Source organism: Francisella sp. XLW-1, from assembly GCF_008711455.1.
Classification (GTDB): Bacteria; Pseudomonadota; Gammaproteobacteria; order Francisellales; family Francisellaceae; genus Francisella; species Francisella salimarina.
In genome coordinates this window covers 166,489-184,811 of the sequence record NZ_VXKP01000003.1, presented here as the reverse complement: position 1 = coordinate 184,811, position 18,323 = coordinate 166,489, and the positions used below count along the sequence as shown (strand labels likewise).

Below are 18,323 nucleotides of genomic sequence, written 5' to 3'. Positions count from 1 at the left end.
GCTATTAACCTAAATTTGGAGAATAAAAATGGCTAAGAAAAAAATAGAAGCTATTATTAAGTTGCAAGTTGCAGCTGGCAAGGCAAACCCTAGTCCACCAATTGGTCCTGCGTTGGGTCAGCATGGTGTTAATATTATGGGTTTTTGTAAAGAGTTTAATGCTAAGACACAAGGTATGGAACCTGGTATGCCAATACCTGTAGAAATATCTGTATATGGTGATCGTAGCTTTACATTTGAGATGAAGACGCCACCAGCTTCTTATCTGATCAAGAAAGCTATTAAAGTTAAGTCTGGTTCATCAAACCCTTCAAAAGACTTTATTGGTACTATTACTCGTGAGCAGTTAGAAGAAATTGCTAAGGTTAAGGATCCTGATTTAACAGCTGCAGATGTTAATGCTGCTGTAAGAATTATTGCAGGTTCTGCACGTAGTATGGGTGTAAAAGTAGAAGGGGTTGAATAATGGCTAAAATTTCAAAAAGAATGAAAGAGATCTCGGCTAAAGTCGATGCTGAGAAAAAATATCCTGTATCAGAGGCTTTTGATATCTTAAGAGATGTTTCTTCTGTTAAGTTTGTTGAGTCAGTTGATGTTTCTGTGGCTTTAGGTGTAGATCCTCGTAAATCTGATCAGGTCGTCAGAGGTGCTTCAGTTCTTCCTAATGGTACTGGTAAAACTGTGAGAGTGGCGGTTTTTGCTAAAGGCCCTGCGGCAGATGCTGCGAAAGCTGCTGGCGCTGATATTGTTGGTATGGAAGATTTGGCTGATGAAGTGAAAAAAGGTAATATGGACTTTGATGTTGTTATCGCTTCTCCTGATTCCATGAGAGTTGTGGGTCAGTTAGGTCAAATACTTGGTCCAAAAGGACTTATGCCTAACCCTAAGGTTGGTACTGTAACTATGGATGTTGCCAAAGCTGTAACAGATGCTAAAGCAGGTCAGGTTAGATATAGAGTTGATAAAGCTGGTATAATTCATACTACGATTGGTAAAGTAAACTTTACTACTGATGCTTTAACACAAAACTTAGAGCAGCTTTTAGCTGATCTTAAAAAAGCAAAACCAGCAGTATCAAAAGGTATTTATCTGAAGAAAGTTTCTGTATCTAGTACAATGGGTCCAGGAATAAGTGTTGACTTTTCGGATTTAAATATATAATATACTGCTTTGCAATTTCTTTGGGTTGTATGAAAATACAACGATCAAAGACCGTAGGAGCTGAGCTTGCTTGGCTTAATAACTTATCCTACGCAGACGATGTTGACAACCTTTTTGGTCTAAATATCGTGTTAATTAAATAAAGTGTAGACAATAAAATAAGGAGTCGATATGGCACTTAGAATAGAAGACAAAAAAGCAATTGTCGCTGAAGTTGCTGAAAATGTCTCTACAGCATTGTCTGCAGCAGTTGCAGATTACCGTGGCTTGACGGTTAATGAAATGACTTCATTAAGAAAGCAAGCTCGTGAGTCTGGAGTTTATTTAAGAGTTGTGCGTAACAACTTAGCACGTTTAGCAATTAAAGGAACTGATTTTGAGTGTCTTGGTGATGCTCTTAAAGGTCCTCTTGTTCTTGCTCTTTCTAAGGATGAGCCAGGTGCAGCAGCTAAGCTATTCAAGAACTTCCAAAAAGAGCACAATGCTTTTGAAGTTAAGAATTTAGCTATGTCTGGTGAACTGTTTGGTCCTGAAAAGTTAGATGACTTTGCTAAGCTTCCTACTAGGGAAGAGGCACTTGCTACATTACTTAATGTTATGCAAGCACCAGTTACTAAGTTTGTTCGTACTCTTAATGAGATTCCGTCTCAAGCGGTACGAGTATTTGCTGCTGTTGGAGATAGTAAATAATTGCACTGGCTTATGAAAAAGCTGAAAAAGAATTAATTGTTAAATAAATAGGAGTTATAAAAATGTCTATAACAAAAGAAGATATCCTAAATGCTGTTGCTGAAATGAGTGTAATGGATGTATGTGATCTAGTTAAAATGATGGAAGAAAAATTTGGCGTATCTGCTGCTGCTGCTGTTGCTGTTGCTGGCCCTGCTGCTGGTGGCGAAGCTGCTGCTGCTGAAGAGAAAACTGAATTTGACGTTGTTTTAGTTGAAGCTGGTTCAAACAAAATCGCTGCTATTAAAGCAGTAAGAGGCGCAACTGGTCTTGGTCTTAAAGAAGCTAAAGAAGCTGTAGAAGGTACTCCTTTCACAGTTAAAGAAGCTGCATCTAAAGATGAAGCAGAAGCTCTTAAAAAGCAACTTGAAGAAGCTGGCGCTAAAGTTGAGCTTAAATAATAAAATTCTAAACTATAGTTTTTAGAAATTTACGACTAGTGGTCAGTTTTGGCCTCTAGTCTTTCTAGTATTGAAAGATACATAGATATTGGTGCAAATATAATCATATTTGCTTTTTATTTTGTGTAAACAAAATCTTAGGGATGTTTTTGATGTCTTACTCATACGCTGAGAAAAAAAGAATTCGCAAAGAGTTTGGGGTTCTCCCTCATATCTTAGATGTGCCATATTTACTTTCCGTTCAAACAGAGTCTTATAAGAAATTTTTAAATGCAGATGATGCAAAAGGTAGACTTCACTCTGGTCTTGAATTAGTGTTAAAGCAATCTTTTCCTGTCGAAAGTAAAAATGGTCAATATGAACTTCATTATGTTGATTATCAAATTGGGGAACCTACTTTTGATGAAACAGAGTGTCAAGTCCGCGGTGCTACATATGATGCGCCATTAAATGTAAAGTTAAGGTTGGTTGTATATAATAAAGAAGCTCTTCCTAACGAAAAGGTTGTAGAAGATATTAGAGAAGAATATGTCTACATGGGAGATATTCCTCTTATGACAATTAACGGTACTTTTATAATTAACGGTACTGAAAGAGTTGTTGTTTCACAATTACATAGATCTCCTGGTGTATTCTTTAGCAAGGATGATTCAGAAGATGGAGCGTTTTCGGCGCGCATTATCCCATACAGAGGTTCATGGCTTGATTTTGAGTTTGACTCCAAAGGTATTGTATGGGCTAGAATTGATAGAAAGAGAAAGTTTTGCGCTACAGTGATTTTAAAAGCTCTTGGATATACACAAGAGGAGATACTAAGTAATTTCTCTGATAGTAAGACAATTAGTTTTAATAATAAAGGTTTTGCACTTAAGCTTGATAATTTATCAGGAATGAAAGGTGAAGTGCTTAAATTTGATATTGTTGATGAAAATGATAAGACAATAGTCAAGAAAAATAAGAAATTAACATCTAGAGATATCAAGAAAATCAAAGACGCAGGCGTTGACTCTGTAGCAATTGATTTTGATTTGGTTAGTACTCTTAGAGTAGCAAAAGACATTGTTAATGAGGTAACAGGTGAAGTTATAGCTTACGCTAATGACGATGTTACAGAAAGTTTATTAGAAGCGTGTGTAGAAGTTGGCATGCTTGAATTAGAAGTTATTGATTTTATAACTACTGAAAGAGGTAGATATATATCAGATACTCTTAAATACGATCTTACTAAAAATACAGATGAAGCACTTGTAGAAATATATAAAGTTCTTAGACCAGGTGATCCTCCAGCAGCAGCTTCTGTGAAAGCTCTTTTTGAAGGACTGTTCTTTATCGAAAGTAGATATAGCTTATCTGATATCGGTAGGATGAAGCTGAATGCAAGATTAGGTTCTGATAAAGTATCCGGAGATATTTATACTCTGGAGAATAGTGATATTGTAGGGGTTATAGAAGAGCTTATTAATATTCGTGATGGTAAAGGAAAGGTTGACGACATTGATCACTTAGGGAATAGACGTGTGCGTTCTGTCGGTGAAATGGTTGAGAACCAATTTAGAATAGGTCTTTACCGTGTCGAGAAAGGTATTCGTGAAAGTATGTCGTTAGTTCATAAAGATAAGCTTATGCCTAAAGATATCGTGAATTCTAAGCCTATTACAGCAGCAATTAAAGAATTCTTTACATCAGGTGCTTTATCGCAGTTTATGGATCAGGATAACCCTCTATCTGAAGTAACTCACAAGAGAAGAATCTCAGCACTAGGTCCAGGTGGTTTATCCCGTGACAGAGCAGGCTTCGAAGTTCGTGACGTTCACGCAACTCACTATGGTAGATTATGTCCTATTGAGACTCCCGAAGGTCCAAATATTGGTCTTATTAACTCATTGGCAAGCTATGCAAGAGTTAATGATTATGGCTTCTTAGAAGCACCATATAGAAAAGTCGTAAATGGTAAAGTAACTAATGAAATTGAGTATTTGTCAGCTATAGATGAAGATCATTATGTAATTGCGCAGGCATCGACTAAGCTTGATAAAAATAACCACTTTGTAGAAGATCTTATTCAGTGTCGTTCTGGTGGTGAAGCTATATTTACTGAGTCAAGTAGGGTTCAGTATATGGATGTTTCTGCCAAGCAGATGGTTTCGGCGGCGGCGGCATTGATACCATTTTTGGAACATGATGATGCTAACAGGGTATTGATGGGTGCAAACATGCAACGCCAAGCTGTACCAACTCTAAAATCTGAAAAACCTTTAGTGGGTACAGGTATGGAGAAGATAGTCGCTAGAGATTCAGGTAACTGTATTGTTGCAAGAAATGCTGGAGAGATAGCTGAAGTAGATTCTAATAGAATAGTTATTAAAGTTGATACTGAAAAATCACAAACAAGTAAGTTAGTTGATATTTATAGCTTGACAAAGTTCAAACGCTCTAACAAAAATACTTGTATTAATCAGCGTCCAATAGTTAATGTTGGTGATAAAGTTGAAGCAGGAGATATTCTAGCGGATGGTTTTGCAACAGATTTTGGCGAGTTGTCGCTTGGTCATAATCTTATGGTTGCATTCATGCCGTGGAATGGTTATAACTTTGAGGATTCAATTTTACTTTCTGAAAGAATAGTAAAAGATGATAAGTATACTAGTATCCATATCGAAGAATTTACTTGTGTTGCTCGTGATACTAAATTAGGTCCAGAAGAAGTAACAGCAGATATTCCAAATGTGAGTGAGTCAAGTCTTGCTAAGCTTGATGAGTCAGGTATTGTTCATATTGGTGCTAATGTTGAGGCGGGTGATATCTTAGTTGCTAAGATTACACCTAAGGCTGAGCAACAATTAACTCCAGAAGAAAGACTTCTAAGAGCTATCTTTAATGAAAAAGCTTCAAATGTTGCTGATAGTTCATTAAGAATGCCAAGTGGTACTTCTGGTACTGTAATCAATGTTCAAGTCTTCGAAAATGATAAAGGCGGTAAAAGCAAAAGAGCCCTTAAGATTGAGAAAGAGTTAATTGACAAGGCGCGCAAGGATTTTGATGAGGAATTTGCTGTAATAGAATCTGTAGTTAAATCATCAATTGAAGCAGATGTTATAGGCGCTAAGATTCAAAAAGCAAAAGGTCTTAAGAAAGGTGCTGTTCTTACAAAAGAGTTCTTAGAAAAGCTACCTTTTGCTAAGTGGTTGGAAATATCTTTTGAAGATGAAAAGCTTGAGCAAAAAGTACAGAATGCTAGAGAATACTATGAAGAAGCTAAGATAGCTGTAGACGCTAGATTCGAAACTAAGAAGAAATCAATCACTCAAAGTAATGAGCTATCTCCTGGTGTGCTTAAGACTGTTAAAGTTTTTGTTGCTATTAAGAAGCGTATTCAGCCTGGTGATAAAATGGCAGGACGTCACGGTAACAAGGGTGTAGTTTCAAGAGTGCTTCCTATTGAAGATATGCCGTACATGGAAGATGGTACTCCGGTAGATGTTTGTTTGAATCCATTAGGTATACCGTCGCGTATGAATATAGGGCAGATTCTTGAAGCGCATTTAGGTCTAGCATCTTATGGTTTAGGTAAGAGGGTAGAGCAAACACTTGAAAAGACAAGAAAAGCAGCTGAGTTAAGAAAAACTTTAGAAGAAGTCTATAATAGTGTGGGCGATAAAAAAGTTAATCTTAAAACTTTAAGTGATGAAGAAGTACTTAATCTTTGTGAAAATCTAAAAGGAGGGGTGCCGATTGCAACTCCTGTATTCGATGGTGCAAAAGAGGAAGATATTAAATCATTACTAAAAATAGGTGGTTTTGCGGCAAATGGTCAGATGAAACTATTTGATGGTCGTACTGGTAAAGCATTTGATAGGCATGTAACAGTTGGATACATGTATATGCTCAAACTAGACCATTTGGTAGATGATAAAATGCATGCTAGATCAACTGGATCTTATAGCCTAGTTACGCAGCAACCACTAGGTGGTAAAGCGCAATTTGGTGGTCAAAGATTTGGTGAGATGGAAGTTTGGGCATTACAAGCATATGGTGCTGCTTATACATTAAGAGAAATGTTAACGGTTAAATCGGATGATATAGCTGGTAGATCTAAGATGTATAAGAACATAGTTGATGGTAAGTTAACTATGAATGTAGATGTTCCAGAGTCATTCAATGTTTTAAGAAATGAAGTTAGAGCGTTGGGTATAGACATGGATTTTGACTATTCATCTGAGGAAGAATAAGCATCTTAATTTAAAGCTACTTATTTTTTGTTATTTAAAATAAAAGTATAGGAGAATTACCTGTGAATAACGGTATCCTACATCAAAATTACAATAGTAAAAAGTTTGATATTATTAAAATATCTTTAGCATCTCCTGAGGTCATTCGTTCATGGTCTCATGGTGAAGTTAAAAAACCAGAAACTATAAATTATAGAACATTTAAGCCTGAAAGAGATGGATTATTCTGTGCAAAAATCTTCGGCCCAATTAAAGATTATGAGTGTCTATGCGGTAAGTATAAGAGACTTAAGCACCGAGGCGTAGTATGTGAGCGTTGTGGTGTTGAAGTAGAAAAAGCTTCTGTCCGTAGAGAAAGAATGGGACATATAGATTTGGTATGTCCTGTAGTACATATTTGGTATTTGAAATCTTTACCTTCTAGAATTGGCTTATTCCTTGATATGCCATTGAAGAATGTTGAGAAAGTTTTATATTTCGAGTCTTATATAGTTACAGATCCGGGTATGACTCCGTTAGAGAAGAAGCAGCTTCTTACGGATGATGAGTACGCAGAAGCTTTAGAGAACTATGGTTATGAGTTTGAAGCATCTATGGGTGCAGAGGCTATCAGAGATTTATTAGCAGATACGGATCTTGAAACTGAAATAGAGTCTTTACAAGCTGAGTATGAAGAAAGTAAGTCTACAGCCAAAAGAGAAAAAGCAATCAAGAGATTGAGACTTCTTGAAACTTTCCAAGCATCTGGAAATAAACCTGAGTGGATGGTAATGACTGTATTACCAGTTTTACCGCCAGATTTAAGACCATTAGTTCCAATTGAAGGTGGTAGATTTGCAACTTCTGATCTTAATGATTTGTATCGTAGGGTAATTAATAGAAACAATAGACTTAAAAAACTATTGGATTTAAATGCTCCAGATATTATTGTTAGAAATGAAAAGAGAATGTTACAGGAATCTGTAGATGCGCTACTAGATAACGGTAGACGTGGTAGGGCTGTAACAGGTTCAAATAAACGTCCACTTAAGTCTCTTGCTGATATGATAAAAGGTAAGCAAGGACGTTTCCGTCAGAACTTACTTGGTAAGCGTGTAGATTACTCTGGTCGTTCTGTGATTACAGTAGGCCCATCTTTAAGACTGCATGAGTGTGGTTTACCTAAGAAGATGGCATTAGAGCTATTCAAGCCTTTTGTATACTCTAAGTTAAGATTAGGTGGTTACGCAACAACTATTAAGCAAGCTAAGAGAATGGTTGAGCTTGAAGAAGCAGTTGTATGGGATATTTTAGAAGTTGTTATCAATGAGCATCCTGTATTACTAAACCGTGCTCCAACACTTCATAGACTTGGTATTCAGGCATTTGAACCTAAGCTAATCGAAGGTAAAGCGATACAGCTACATCCTTTGGTTTGTGCGGCATTTAACGCTGATTTCGATGGTGACCAAATGGCTGTACACGTACCATTAACTGTAGAGTCTCAATTAGAAGCTAGAGTGTTGATGATGTCTACAAACAACATCTTATCTCCAGCATCTGGTCAGCCAATTATTACTCCTACTCAAGATATTGTACTAGGTTTGTACTATATCACTAGAGAGAAAGAGGGTGCTCGAGGTGAAGGTAAATTATTCTCAAACTATGATGACGTTAGTAGAGCATATAACTCTGGCACTATAGATATCCATGCTAAAATCAAGCTTAGAATAGATAGACAAGTTTTTGATACTAAAGGTAATACTTATAACGAGAAAGGAGTTGTGAATACTACTGTTGGTAGAGCATTACTTCTTAATATATTGCCTGAAGGATTATCATTCTCGCTATTAAATAAAGTGCTTGTTAAGAAAGAAATTTCTAAAATCATTAACCAGGCATTTAGAGTGTTAGGTGGCAAAGCAACTGTAGTTTTAGCTGATAAACTAATGTATGCAGGTTTCAAATACTCAACATTATCAGGTGTTTCTGTAGGTGTTGATGATATGACAATACCTGAAACTAAAGAAGCTAAAGTAGAAGAAGCAGAAAAAGAAATTAAACATATTACAGAGCAATATCAGTCATCATTAATTACAGAAAATGAGAGATATAACAATATCATTAATATTTGGAGCAAAACTTCTGATGAGGTTGGTGCTTCAATGATGGATGCTATATCTAAAGATACTGTAATGGTGAATGGTGAGAATAAAGAAATTGAATCGTTTAACTCTGTATATATGATGGCAAAATCAGGCGCAAGGGGTTCTTATAACCAGATGAGACAGCTTGCAGGTATGCGTGGTCTAATGGCTAAGCCAGATGGAACGATGATTGAAACTGCTATTACGGCGAACTTTAGAGAAGGTTTGTCAGTATTACAGTACTTTACATCTACTCACGGTGCTCGTAAAGGTTTGGCCGATACAGCATTGAAGACAGCTAACGCTGGTTACTTAACTCGTAGACTTGTGGATGTTGCTCAAGATTTAGTTGTTATCGAAGAAGATTGTGGTACTGATGATGGTTTAATGTTTTCAGCTATCGTTGAAGATGGTGAAGTTAAAGTTCCTTTAGTAGAGAGAGCTTTAGGTAGAACATTAGCTGCTGATGTTGTGACTGAAAAAGGAGTAGTTCTATTAGAAGCTGGTACTCTACTTGATGAAAACCTTGTTGAGATACTTGATGATAATGGTATTGACATGATCAAGGTTAGATCTCCAATTACATGTAAAACTCGTAGAGGCTTATGTGCTAAATGTTATGGTCGTGACCTTGCTCGTGAGAGAAAGGTTAATGTTGGTGAATCTGTCGGTGTAATTGCTGCTCAGTCAATTGGTGAGCCAGGTACACAGCTTACGATGAGAACGTTCCATACTGGTGGTGCGGCATCATTGGGTATTACAGTATCTGATATCAAAGTTAAAACTGCTGGTAAGATCAAGTTCAAAAACATCAGAACAGTTACAAATAAAGATGGCCAAAATATAGTTATATCAAGAGCTGGTGAAATTATAGTTTCTGATACTATGGGTCGTGTTAGAGAGCAACATAAAATCCCTATGGGTGCGGTTGTTCCTTTAGCAAGTGGCAAGGGTGTTGAGATTGGCGATGTTATTGCTACTTGGGATCCGCATGCTCAACCATTGATTACAGATGTTGCTGGTAAAGTAGTTTTAGAGGATGTTATTGATGGTATCACATCAAAGCATACATATGATGATCTAACAGGTCAGCAAACTATTGAGATAACTTCAATATCTCAAAGAACAACATCTAAGAACTTAAAACCTGTAGTTAAGATTGTTGATGAAAAAGGTAATGAGCTTAAATCAATTTCATTAGCTGTAGGTGCTGTATTGAATGTTGCTGATGATTCGGTTCTAGAGGTTGGTGATGTGGTTGCTAAGATTCCTTTAGAAGGATCTAAGAACAAGGATATTACAGGTGGTCTTCCGCGTGTTGCTGAACTTTTCGAAGCTAGACGTCCAAAAGATGCTGCTATATTATCACCTTGTGATGGTGTGGTTAGATTGGGTAATAGAGATACTAAAGAGAAGCAAAGAATTGAAATCTTAGATAAGAATGGTCATATTACAGAAGAAATACTGTTACCTAAGTCTAGACATTTGGTTGTTTTTGATGGTGAACCAGTATCAAAAGGTGATGTTCTGGCGGATGGACCTACTGATCCACATGACCTTCTAAAGTATAAGGGGCTTGAGGCGTTTGCTGATTATATCTTAATTGAGGCTCAGTCTGTATATCGTATGCAAGGTGTTGTAATTAATGATAAACATATTGAGACTATTGTCAGACAAATGTTAAGAAAAGCGACAATACTTGAGGAAGGTGATAGTAAGTTTGTCAAAAATGAAAGTATTGAACTAGTAAGAATACTTGAAGAAAATGACAGATTATCTAAAGAGGATAAATCATTGGTTGAGTATGAACTTACTTTAATGGGTATTACTCGATCATCTTTATCTACAGAGTCGTTCTTGTCTGCTGCATCATTCCAAGAAACGACTAGAGTATTAACAGAGGCTTCAATACATTCTCAAGTCGATCAGTTAAGAGGACTTAAAGAAAATGTTCTTATTGGTAGGTTGATTCCGACGGGTACTGGCTTAGCAGTTAGAAAAGAGTCTAATAAGATTGAGAAGATGAGAGAAGAGCTTGGTGTCGAAGATAATACACTGTTTACAGATGCATCATCATTTGACACTGAAGAGTCTTCTTCGTTTGAGAATCAAATTGAAAAAGAAGACAAGGATATCAATGAAGATATTGAAGAGTCATTGAGAAACGCCTTGGAATCTTTAGACTTCTAATAATTTTCAATAAATCCATATCACATATCTTATATATGTGATATTAAATAGTTTTTCTAATTTATCTATCAAATTAAGTTTTATAATTTCAAAAAAATTAACTATAATATTGTCAATATATTTTATTTAAGAATGTAATTTATGTTTAGTACAGTTAAAAAGTTATTTTGGCAAATATTGTTTGGTTTGGCAATTATTGTAATTGTGTTTTTGTCTATATTAAATACTGATAACGTTAGCTTTGATTATATATTTGGTAGTACAACATTGCCCTTAATGGTACTTTTGTCTATAGCTTTTGTTATTGGCTTAGTTGTTGGTTCTTTTATAACCAAGTTTATTCAGATTACAAAAACTAATGGTGGTGCAGGGACTGCTAAGAAGTAATGCTTGTTCTCGGTATAGAAAGCTCTTGTGATGAAACTGGTGTATCTGTTTATGACTATAAGTCTAAGACTATTATTGCAGATACTTTATATAGTCAAATTGAATTGCACAAGAAGTATGGTGGTGTAGTTCCAGAACTTGCATCTCGAGAGCATATAGCTAAGCTAAATGTGTTGACTAAACAAGTCCTTGAAGAGGCTGATTTAAGCTTTGATCATATAGATTGCATTGCATATACAGCAATGCCCGGACTGGTCGGCGCTTTGATGGTGGGGGCAACTTTTGCTAAAACTTTAGGGATGATTCATAATATTGATACTGTTGCTGTGCATCATCTCGAGGGACACCTACTATCTCCTCTTCTAGATCAAAATAGTGTTATAGAGTATCCATTTGTAGCACTATTAGTGTCTGGAGGTCATACACAGTTATTTGAAGTCAGAGGTTTTGGTAAATATTCTCTGCTGGGTGAGTCTATTGATGATGCTGCCGGGGAGGCATTCGATAAAACTGCCAAACTTTTAGGAATGCCATACCCTGGTGGAGTCGAAGTGGCTAATCTTGCTGATAAAGCTGCAGATAAAAATAGGTATAATTTACCTCGCCCAATGAAAAATAAGCCTAACTTAGATTTTAGTTTTAGTGGTTTAAAGACTGCGGTGCTAAATACTTGGTATTCAGAAGAGGATAAATCTCAAGAAAATAAGGCAAATCTTTGTTATGCTTTTCAAGATGCAGCTGTAGATGTCTTAGTATCAAAATGTAGCAAGGCTTTGAAGCAAACAAAAAATAGAAGATTAGTGATTTCTGGTGGTGTTAGTGCAAATAAATTGCTACGTTCTAAGTTGGATATACTATCCAAGAATAAGGGTTATGAGATATTTTTCCCTCCAATGAAATATTGCACAGATAATGGTGCTATGATAGCCCTTGCTGGTGCCTATAGATATGCTAATGGCTATAAGGATTCTGACTTAAGTATTAACGTCAAAGCAAGAGCTCAAATTTAGGGCTACTATAAATAACTATCAAAAATACTAGTTTCATGATACTATAGTATCGTAAATAGTAAATTCCATACTCACATCATGTGGGTTAAATTCAAAAAAAGGTTAAAGGTTCTAAATGAATAATAATGAAATAATACATCAATCTATCGAAAAAGAAGGTAGTATCGTATGGAAGAGTGTCTTCGGATTATTACTTCTTCCATTGGTTACAATGATTGCTGTGCCGTGGTATGCAATGACTATCGGCTTTACTACAGCTGATTATGTGTGTCTTTTCGTTTTCTATGCTCTTACAGGTATAAGTATTACAATGGGATATCATAGGCTGTGGTCGCACAAGACATATAAGGCTAACAAAATAGTTAGTTACATTCTTTTGGTTTTTGGTACAGCAGCATTACAAAATAGTGTAATTCAATGGTCATCAGATCATAGAAAACACCATAAAGATGTTGACGATCCTGTCAAAGATCCTTACGCTGCGACAAGAGGATTCTGGTTTTCACACTTTGGTTGGTTGCTAAGACATAGTAGCCCAGATGTTCAAGAAATTAGAGGTATTAATGATTTATTGAAAGATAAGGCATTGGTGTATCAGCATAATAACTATACTGTGCTAGCTATTCTAGCATGTTTTGGTTTGCCTGCGTTGCTTGGATTTGTTTTTGGTTTCTTATCTGGTGGTACGTTAACTGCTGCTTGGCATAGTGCTTTAGGTTTTTTACTATTAGGTGGTTTTTTGAGAGCTGTACTAGTTCATCATGCGACTTTTTGTATTAACTCTTTAGCTCATACTATAGGAAGAAGACCATACTCTACAAAAAACACAGCTAGAGATAGTTGGATAACAGCTATTGTAACTGGTGGAGAAGGTTATCACAATTATCATCATGCATTTGCAGGAGATTACAGAAATGGTATCAGATGGTTTGATTTAGATCCTTCTAAATGGCTAATAGCAGGTTTTGCAAAAATGGGCTGGTGTTATGATCTTAAAACTACGCCTAAGCATTTGATTGAAATTGCAAAAGCAAAGGTTAAACTTGATGAGGCATTAACTAAAAAGAATAAAACATTCCACTTAGGTATTGAAGAAATGTACGCTAAGTTAGTTACAAATGTTAAAAATATGTATAGTGCTAAGCAAGAATACTTAAAAGCTAAGAAAGAGAATGTACTGTCTAAGGCTGATATAAGAGAAATTAAATCAAAATATAAAGATTTAAAAATTGAATTTATTCAAGCAAAGAAAAAATACAATAAAGCTAGTACGACAGCATAATCTAAATAAATATTTCTTGGAATTATTATTCCATCAACATTCTCTTATTGTCATTTTGAAAAATATAGTCTGGTAGAAATATCTTGTTAAGATATTGAGCAAGGTTTAATCACTAATGTTGCTTTTTTATTAAAGGTAATTAAAGAAGTTAAGATCTAATAATGAGATACTAATAATAGGCGCAGACTTCGTTGTTAAAAATGTTATTATGGGTTTGAAATGACTAGGTTAACTTATGGATCCACTAGTTATGAAGCTTGTTTAAAAAAGTTTGTTAGTGGAATTTTGAGATGTGGTCGTAACTGTGTGAAGAATTAAATTTTTGCAGCAGACTTAAGATTATCTGCCTTATCTATTTTTTCCCAAGAGAATTCTGGTAACTCACGACCAAAATGGCCATAGTTAGAGGTTTTACGATAAATTGGTCTAAGTAGATCAAGATTTTCGATAATCTTACCGACTCTAAGATCAAAAGCTTCTGAAACTAGTTGTTCAATTTTGCTATCAGCAATTTTGCCTGTACCAAATGTATTAATCATAAGTGATACTGGCTTTGCCACACCAATCGCGTATGCTACTTGAACCTCGCATTTATCTGCTAGGCCAGCTGCAACAACATTTTTAGCGATATATCTACCCATATATGCACCAGAACGATCTACCTTAGATGGATCTTTACCAGAGAATGCACCACCACCATGATGAGCTGCTCCACCGTAAGTATCAACAATGATTTTTCTACCCGTAAGACCGCAATCTCCTTGAGGACCACCTATTAAGAATACACCTGTTGGATTGATGTGATACTTCGTATCTTTTGTAATTAGCTCAGCAGGAATTACCTCTTTTACAATTTCTTCTATCACAGCATCATGAAGATCTTTTTGTGAGATTGATTCATTGTGCTGAGTGGAAAGTACGATTGTATCAATAAATTTAGGCTTATCATTTTCGTAAGCAAGTGTAACCTGAGCTTTTGCATCTGGTCTTAACCAAGCAAGTTTTCCTGATTTTCTTAACTCAGCTTGCTTTTTCATTAGTAGATGAGAGTAGTAAATAGCAGAAGGCATAAGAGTAGGAGTTTCATTTGTCGCAAAACCAAACATGAGCCCTTGATCTCCGGCACCAAGGTCTTCTAGTGATCCACGATCAACACCTTGGGCAATATCGCCTGATTGTTTACCAATAGCATTTATAACTGAGCAAGTTCTTCCATCGATACCTTTGTTTGCGTCATCGTAACCTGTTTCAACAATTACTTTTCTAACTAACTCTTCAATATCTATCCATGCAGAAGTTGTAATTTCACCAGCAACTAGAGCCATGCCTGTTTTTACAAGAGTTTCACACGCTACACGAGCATTTTTATCTTGTTTTAGGATTTCATCTAAGATGGCATCTGAAATTTGATCAGCTAGTTTGTCTGGATGTCCTTCTGAAACTGATTCAGATGTGAATAAATAATTTTTTGACATTTCGTTCTCCCTTTTAGTTTTGCTAAAAGGTTTCTAGAAAATCTTTTATAAAATTTAGTAGAAACGCTTTAGCTTATTATTTAGTGTCGCAAGCAAGTTGTTTGTTAAATTCAGCGACTTCGGGTATTATATATTATGTTTATGTAAAGTCAACTATTGACATTTTGGTTAAGAGACTTTAAAGTATTGCTATTAAATTTTTGCATAATTTTTGCTGAGTGGATGGCTGCTAAGCTTAGCTAAGAAAAGTTTGAAATATAAAAAGATAAAACCGGAGAATAATAAATGGTAGTAATTCGTATGGCTCGTGGTGGAGCTAAAAAGCGTCCTTTCTATAGAATCGTAGTTGCTGATAAAAGAAGCCCAAGAGATGGTAGATTTATCGAGAAGCTAGGTTTCTTTAATCCTTTAGCTAAAGGTGGTGAAGAAAGATTAAAGCTTGATGTAGCTAAAGCTGAAGCTTGGCTTGCTAAAGGTGCTCAGCCTTCAGATAGAGTAGCTAGCTTAATCAAAGAAGCAAAAAAAGTTGCTTAATAGCGTCATTTTCATAATAATTTTTCTTTTATGTCACAGGACTTCGTAGAAATAGCTAAGATTGGTGCTACATATAAGCTTGATGGTGAGCTTAATTTATATCCTTTGGCGAATTCAATTGAAACTCTTTTAAGCTATGGTGACTGGTATATTCAATTGCCAGCTAATAATATTTGGCAACCCCTCAAAGAAGAAAGTGTTTTTAGAAGAGGGGATAAGTTGTATATTAAACTTGCTAGTGTTGATAGTGCAGAAGTGGCTAAGAAATATGTAAATTCCTTAATTGGTGTACCAAAAGAAGCCTTACCTAAGGTTGAAGAAGATGAAGCTTATTTCAAGGATTTGATAGGTTGCTCAGTAGTTAATACAGCTAATGATTCATTTGGTAATGTCATTGATATTATTGAAACTGGAGCTAACGAGGTTCTTGTTTGTAAGAATGATTCTGGTGAATACTTAATTCCTTATGTTAAGCAATATATAGTTAGTCAGGATCTTGAGTCTAAAAAAATAGTTGTTGATTGGGAGTATGATTATTAGTCAATAATTTTTTCTTAACAATATGTCGCTACTTGCTGTGTAAGCATTAGCAACATATTCTTTTTATCTCGAAAAAAGTATGTGAAATCACTTAGCACTGCGTTATCGTATTTTATAAAATACTAATCGTCAATGTGCATTCATTGCTACAAAGTGTATTTTATCTCTCAAATATTTGTGTTTGTTTGTTCTAGGTAATACAATTAGGGAAGATTTAGAATAGGTGTTCAAAATGAAATTCGGAATAATATCTATATTTCCAGAGATGTTTAGGGCAATAAGTGATTTCGGGATTACTGCTAGAGCAGTTAAAGACTCTAAAATATCTATAAATTATTTTAACCCTCGTAGTTATGCAACAGATAAGCATGCTACTGTAGATGACACTAGTTTTGGTGGTGGCGCTGGTATGGTTATGAAATATGAACCTTTATCTGAAGCTATTAAAGAAGCAAAAAGTACTTTAGGTTATAATGCAAAAGTAGTATACTTGTCACCTCAGGGTGGTGTGTTTAATCATGAGAAGGCTCTTGAGCTTTTGCAAAATGATTCACTGATACTACTTTGTGGCAGATATGAAGGGGTTGATGAGCGCCTTGTACAAGATCATGTTGATGAGGAAATCTCTGTAGGTGATTTTGTATTAAGTGGTGGTGAGCTCCCTGCTATGCTAGTTATGGATAGTCTAATAAGACTATTGCCAGAGGTGTTGGGTAACAAGGATTCCATGATTGAGGATTCTTTTTATGATGGTCTTTTGGACTACCCACACTATACAAAGCCAGCTGTTTTGCCTGATGGTAACGCAGTACCTGGTGTTTTGTTATCTGGTAATCATAAGGAAATAGCGAAATGGAGGCGTAAACAGAAGTTGATAAGGACTTATGAGCGTCGTAAAGATTTAATCGAGTGCCTATGCCTATCTGAAGAAGATAAGCAAATTATAAATGATTATAAAATGGATATGGTAAGCACAAAAGGAGAAAACAATGAAAAATAAATTTGTTGAATTAGTAGAAAAATCACAAATCAGAACAGATCTTCCAGAATTTAATCCAGGTGACTCAATCACTGTTAATCTATGGATTAGAGAAGGCGATAAGCAAAGAATTCAGGCTTTTAAAGGTTTTGTTCTTAGAAAAAGAAACAGAGGTCTTCACTCTGCTTTCACAGTGAGAAAAATGTCTTCAGGTATGGGTGTAGAAAGAACTTTTCAAACGCATTCACCTTTGATTGATAGTATCACTGTTGAGAAGAGAGCAGATGTACGTAGAGCTAAGCTATACTACATGAGAGGTCTTACTGGTAAGGCTGCTAGAATTAAAGAAAAAGTATAATTCTAGGAAAATCAAAAAGTGTCTACAGCTGTTGATGCTTTTCTTGATAATCTTTGGCTTGAGCACGGTTTAAGCCAAAACACTATTTCATCTTATCGCACAGATCTAAAGTTCTTACAAAGTTATTTCTCACAAGTAGAATTGATTAATCTTGATTTTGAGCAGTTATATGCTTTTATATCTTATCGTTCTAAGAATGGTTATAGTAGTCGATCTAATGCGCGTATGATATCTACATTACGTAAGTTCTATAATTGGCTTATATCGACAGGACAAGCTACTACTAATCCTACTACAAAATTAACCTTGCCGAAGTTAGCTAAAAAGTTGCCTAAAGATATGACAGAGACTGATGTCGAAAGACTACTTCAAGCTCCTGATTTAACAGATGATATCGGTATTCGTGATAAGGCAATGCTAGAGCTTATGTATGCCACAGGTTTGAGAGTTAGTGAGTTGGTTGGGCTAAATACTCATGATATTGATTTGAATATCGGAGTAATACAAGTAATGGGCAAAGGCTCGAAAGAGCGAATTGTGCCGATAGGAGAGTATGCGCTTGAATATTTACACAAGTATTTTGAAGAGTCGCGTGAGTCGTTAGCAAAGAACTTTAAAGAAAAAGCTGTTTTTATTAGCAAACATTCAAAGAGAATAACTCGTCAGTCTTTTTGGCATCGTATTAAGAGCTATGCGCTTATTGCGGGTATAAACACAGATATATCACCACATACTCTAAGACATGCTTTTGCAACACATTTGCTCAATCATGGTGCCGATCTTAGATCGGTTCAGTTATTGTTAGGTCATAGTAATGTATCAACAACAACTATTTATACACATATATCTCAAAATCGCTTACAAGAAATATACCAAAAACATCATCCAAGAGGTTAAAATTATTAGAGCTAGCGTTATTTGC

Annotated in this window: 15 protein-coding genes; 14 read left to right on the top strand and 1 reads right to left on the bottom strand. The window is 35.6% G+C overall.

The features are described from left to right. Window positions 1-28: 28 nt before the first annotated feature. The 9 genes from rplK to F3D59_RS05640 all read left to right on the top strand — a co-directional run bounded on the left by rplK (window position 29) and on the right by F3D59_RS05640 (window position 13,515). Window positions 29-466 (top strand): 50S ribosomal protein L11, encoded by a 438-nt coding sequence (gene rplK, locus F3D59_RS05680; RefSeq protein ID WP_150464131.1) that lies wholly within the window; start codon window positions 29-31, stop codon window positions 464-466. Further along, window positions 466-1,161, top strand: coding sequence for a 50S ribosomal protein L1 (rplA, locus tag F3D59_RS05675; RefSeq protein ID WP_013922410.1), 696 nt, complete (start codon window positions 466-468; stop codon window positions 1,159-1,161). Before rplK ends, rplA begins: the two co-directional genes overlap by 1 nt. A gap of 171 nt (window positions 1,162-1,332) precedes the next feature. Further along, a complete protein-coding gene (gene rplJ / locus F3D59_RS05670; protein WP_013922411.1) occupies window positions 1,333-1,851 on the top strand; it encodes a 50S ribosomal protein L10 in 519 nt (172 codons plus the stop codon). Between the two features lie 62 nt (window positions 1,852-1,913). Then, the gene (gene rplL / locus F3D59_RS05665; RefSeq protein WP_013922412.1) at window positions 1,914-2,291 is read left to right on the top strand and encodes a 50S ribosomal protein L7/L12; all 378 of its coding nucleotides are present in this window, start codon (window positions 1,914-1,916) and stop codon (window positions 2,289-2,291) included. A gap of 152 nt (window positions 2,292-2,443) precedes the next feature. Beyond that, the gene (gene rpoB / locus F3D59_RS05660) at window positions 2,444-6,520 is read left to right on the top strand and encodes a DNA-directed RNA polymerase subunit beta (RefSeq protein WP_150464130.1); all 4,077 of its coding nucleotides are present in this window, start codon (window positions 2,444-2,446) and stop codon (window positions 6,518-6,520) included. 62 nt (window positions 6,521-6,582) lie between these two features. Next, a complete protein-coding gene (gene rpoC / locus F3D59_RS05655) occupies window positions 6,583-10,836 on the top strand; it encodes a DNA-directed RNA polymerase subunit beta' (RefSeq protein WP_150464129.1) in 4,254 nt (1,417 codons plus the stop codon). A 141-nt stretch (window positions 10,837-10,977) separates the two neighbouring features. Then, the gene (locus tag F3D59_RS05650; protein ID WP_013922415.1) at window positions 10,978-11,223 is read left to right on the top strand and encodes a lipopolysaccharide assembly protein LapA domain-containing protein; all 246 of its coding nucleotides are present in this window, start codon (window positions 10,978-10,980) and stop codon (window positions 11,221-11,223) included. Then, complete coding sequence (gene tsaD / locus F3D59_RS05645) at window positions 11,223-12,233, top strand: tRNA (adenosine(37)-N6)-threonylcarbamoyltransferase complex transferase subunit TsaD (RefSeq protein WP_150464128.1); 1,011 nt, start codon at window positions 11,223-11,225, stop codon at window positions 12,231-12,233. The genes F3D59_RS05650 and tsaD overlap by 1 nt, the downstream gene beginning before the upstream one ends. Window positions 12,234-12,348: 115 nt before the next feature. Further along, entirely contained in the window at window positions 12,349-13,515 is a 1,167-nt protein-coding gene (locus F3D59_RS05640) for an acyl-CoA desaturase (RefSeq protein ID WP_150464127.1), read from the top strand. 314 nt (window positions 13,516-13,829) lie between these two features. On the opposite strand, the gene metK is transcribed toward F3D59_RS05640, so the two are convergent. Next, complete coding sequence (gene metK, locus F3D59_RS05635; protein WP_150464126.1) at window positions 13,830-14,990, bottom strand: methionine adenosyltransferase; 1,161 nt, start codon at window positions 14,988-14,990, stop codon at window positions 13,830-13,832. A 285-nt stretch (window positions 14,991-15,275) separates the two neighbouring features. On the opposite strand from metK, the gene rpsP reads away from it, so the two are divergent. The 5 genes from rpsP (at window position 15,276) to xerD (ending at window position 18,298) form a co-directional block, all read left to right on the top strand. Continuing rightward, entirely contained in the window at window positions 15,276-15,524 is a 249-nt protein-coding gene (gene rpsP / locus F3D59_RS05630) for a 30S ribosomal protein S16 (RefSeq protein WP_004287066.1), read from the top strand. Between the two features lie 30 nt (window positions 15,525-15,554). Continuing rightward, a complete protein-coding gene (rimM, locus tag F3D59_RS05625) occupies window positions 15,555-16,064 on the top strand; it encodes a ribosome maturation factor RimM (RefSeq protein ID WP_149368821.1) in 510 nt (169 codons plus the stop codon). 232 nt (window positions 16,065-16,296) lie between these two features. Continuing rightward, complete coding sequence (gene trmD / locus F3D59_RS05620) at window positions 16,297-17,064, top strand: tRNA (guanosine(37)-N1)-methyltransferase TrmD (protein WP_150464125.1); 768 nt, start codon at window positions 16,297-16,299, stop codon at window positions 17,062-17,064. Continuing rightward, window positions 17,054-17,401 (top strand): 50S ribosomal protein L19, encoded by a 348-nt coding sequence (gene rplS, locus F3D59_RS05615; protein WP_013922421.1) that lies wholly within the window; start codon window positions 17,054-17,056, stop codon window positions 17,399-17,401. Before trmD ends, rplS begins: the two co-directional genes overlap by 11 nt. Window positions 17,402-17,419: 18 nt before the next feature. After that, on the top strand, window positions 17,420-18,298 hold the full coding sequence (xerD, locus tag F3D59_RS05610; protein WP_150464124.1) for a site-specific tyrosine recombinase XerD: 879 nt from the start codon (window positions 17,420-17,422) through the stop codon (window positions 18,296-18,298). The last annotated feature ends 25 nt before the right edge of the window (window positions 18,299-18,323 follow it).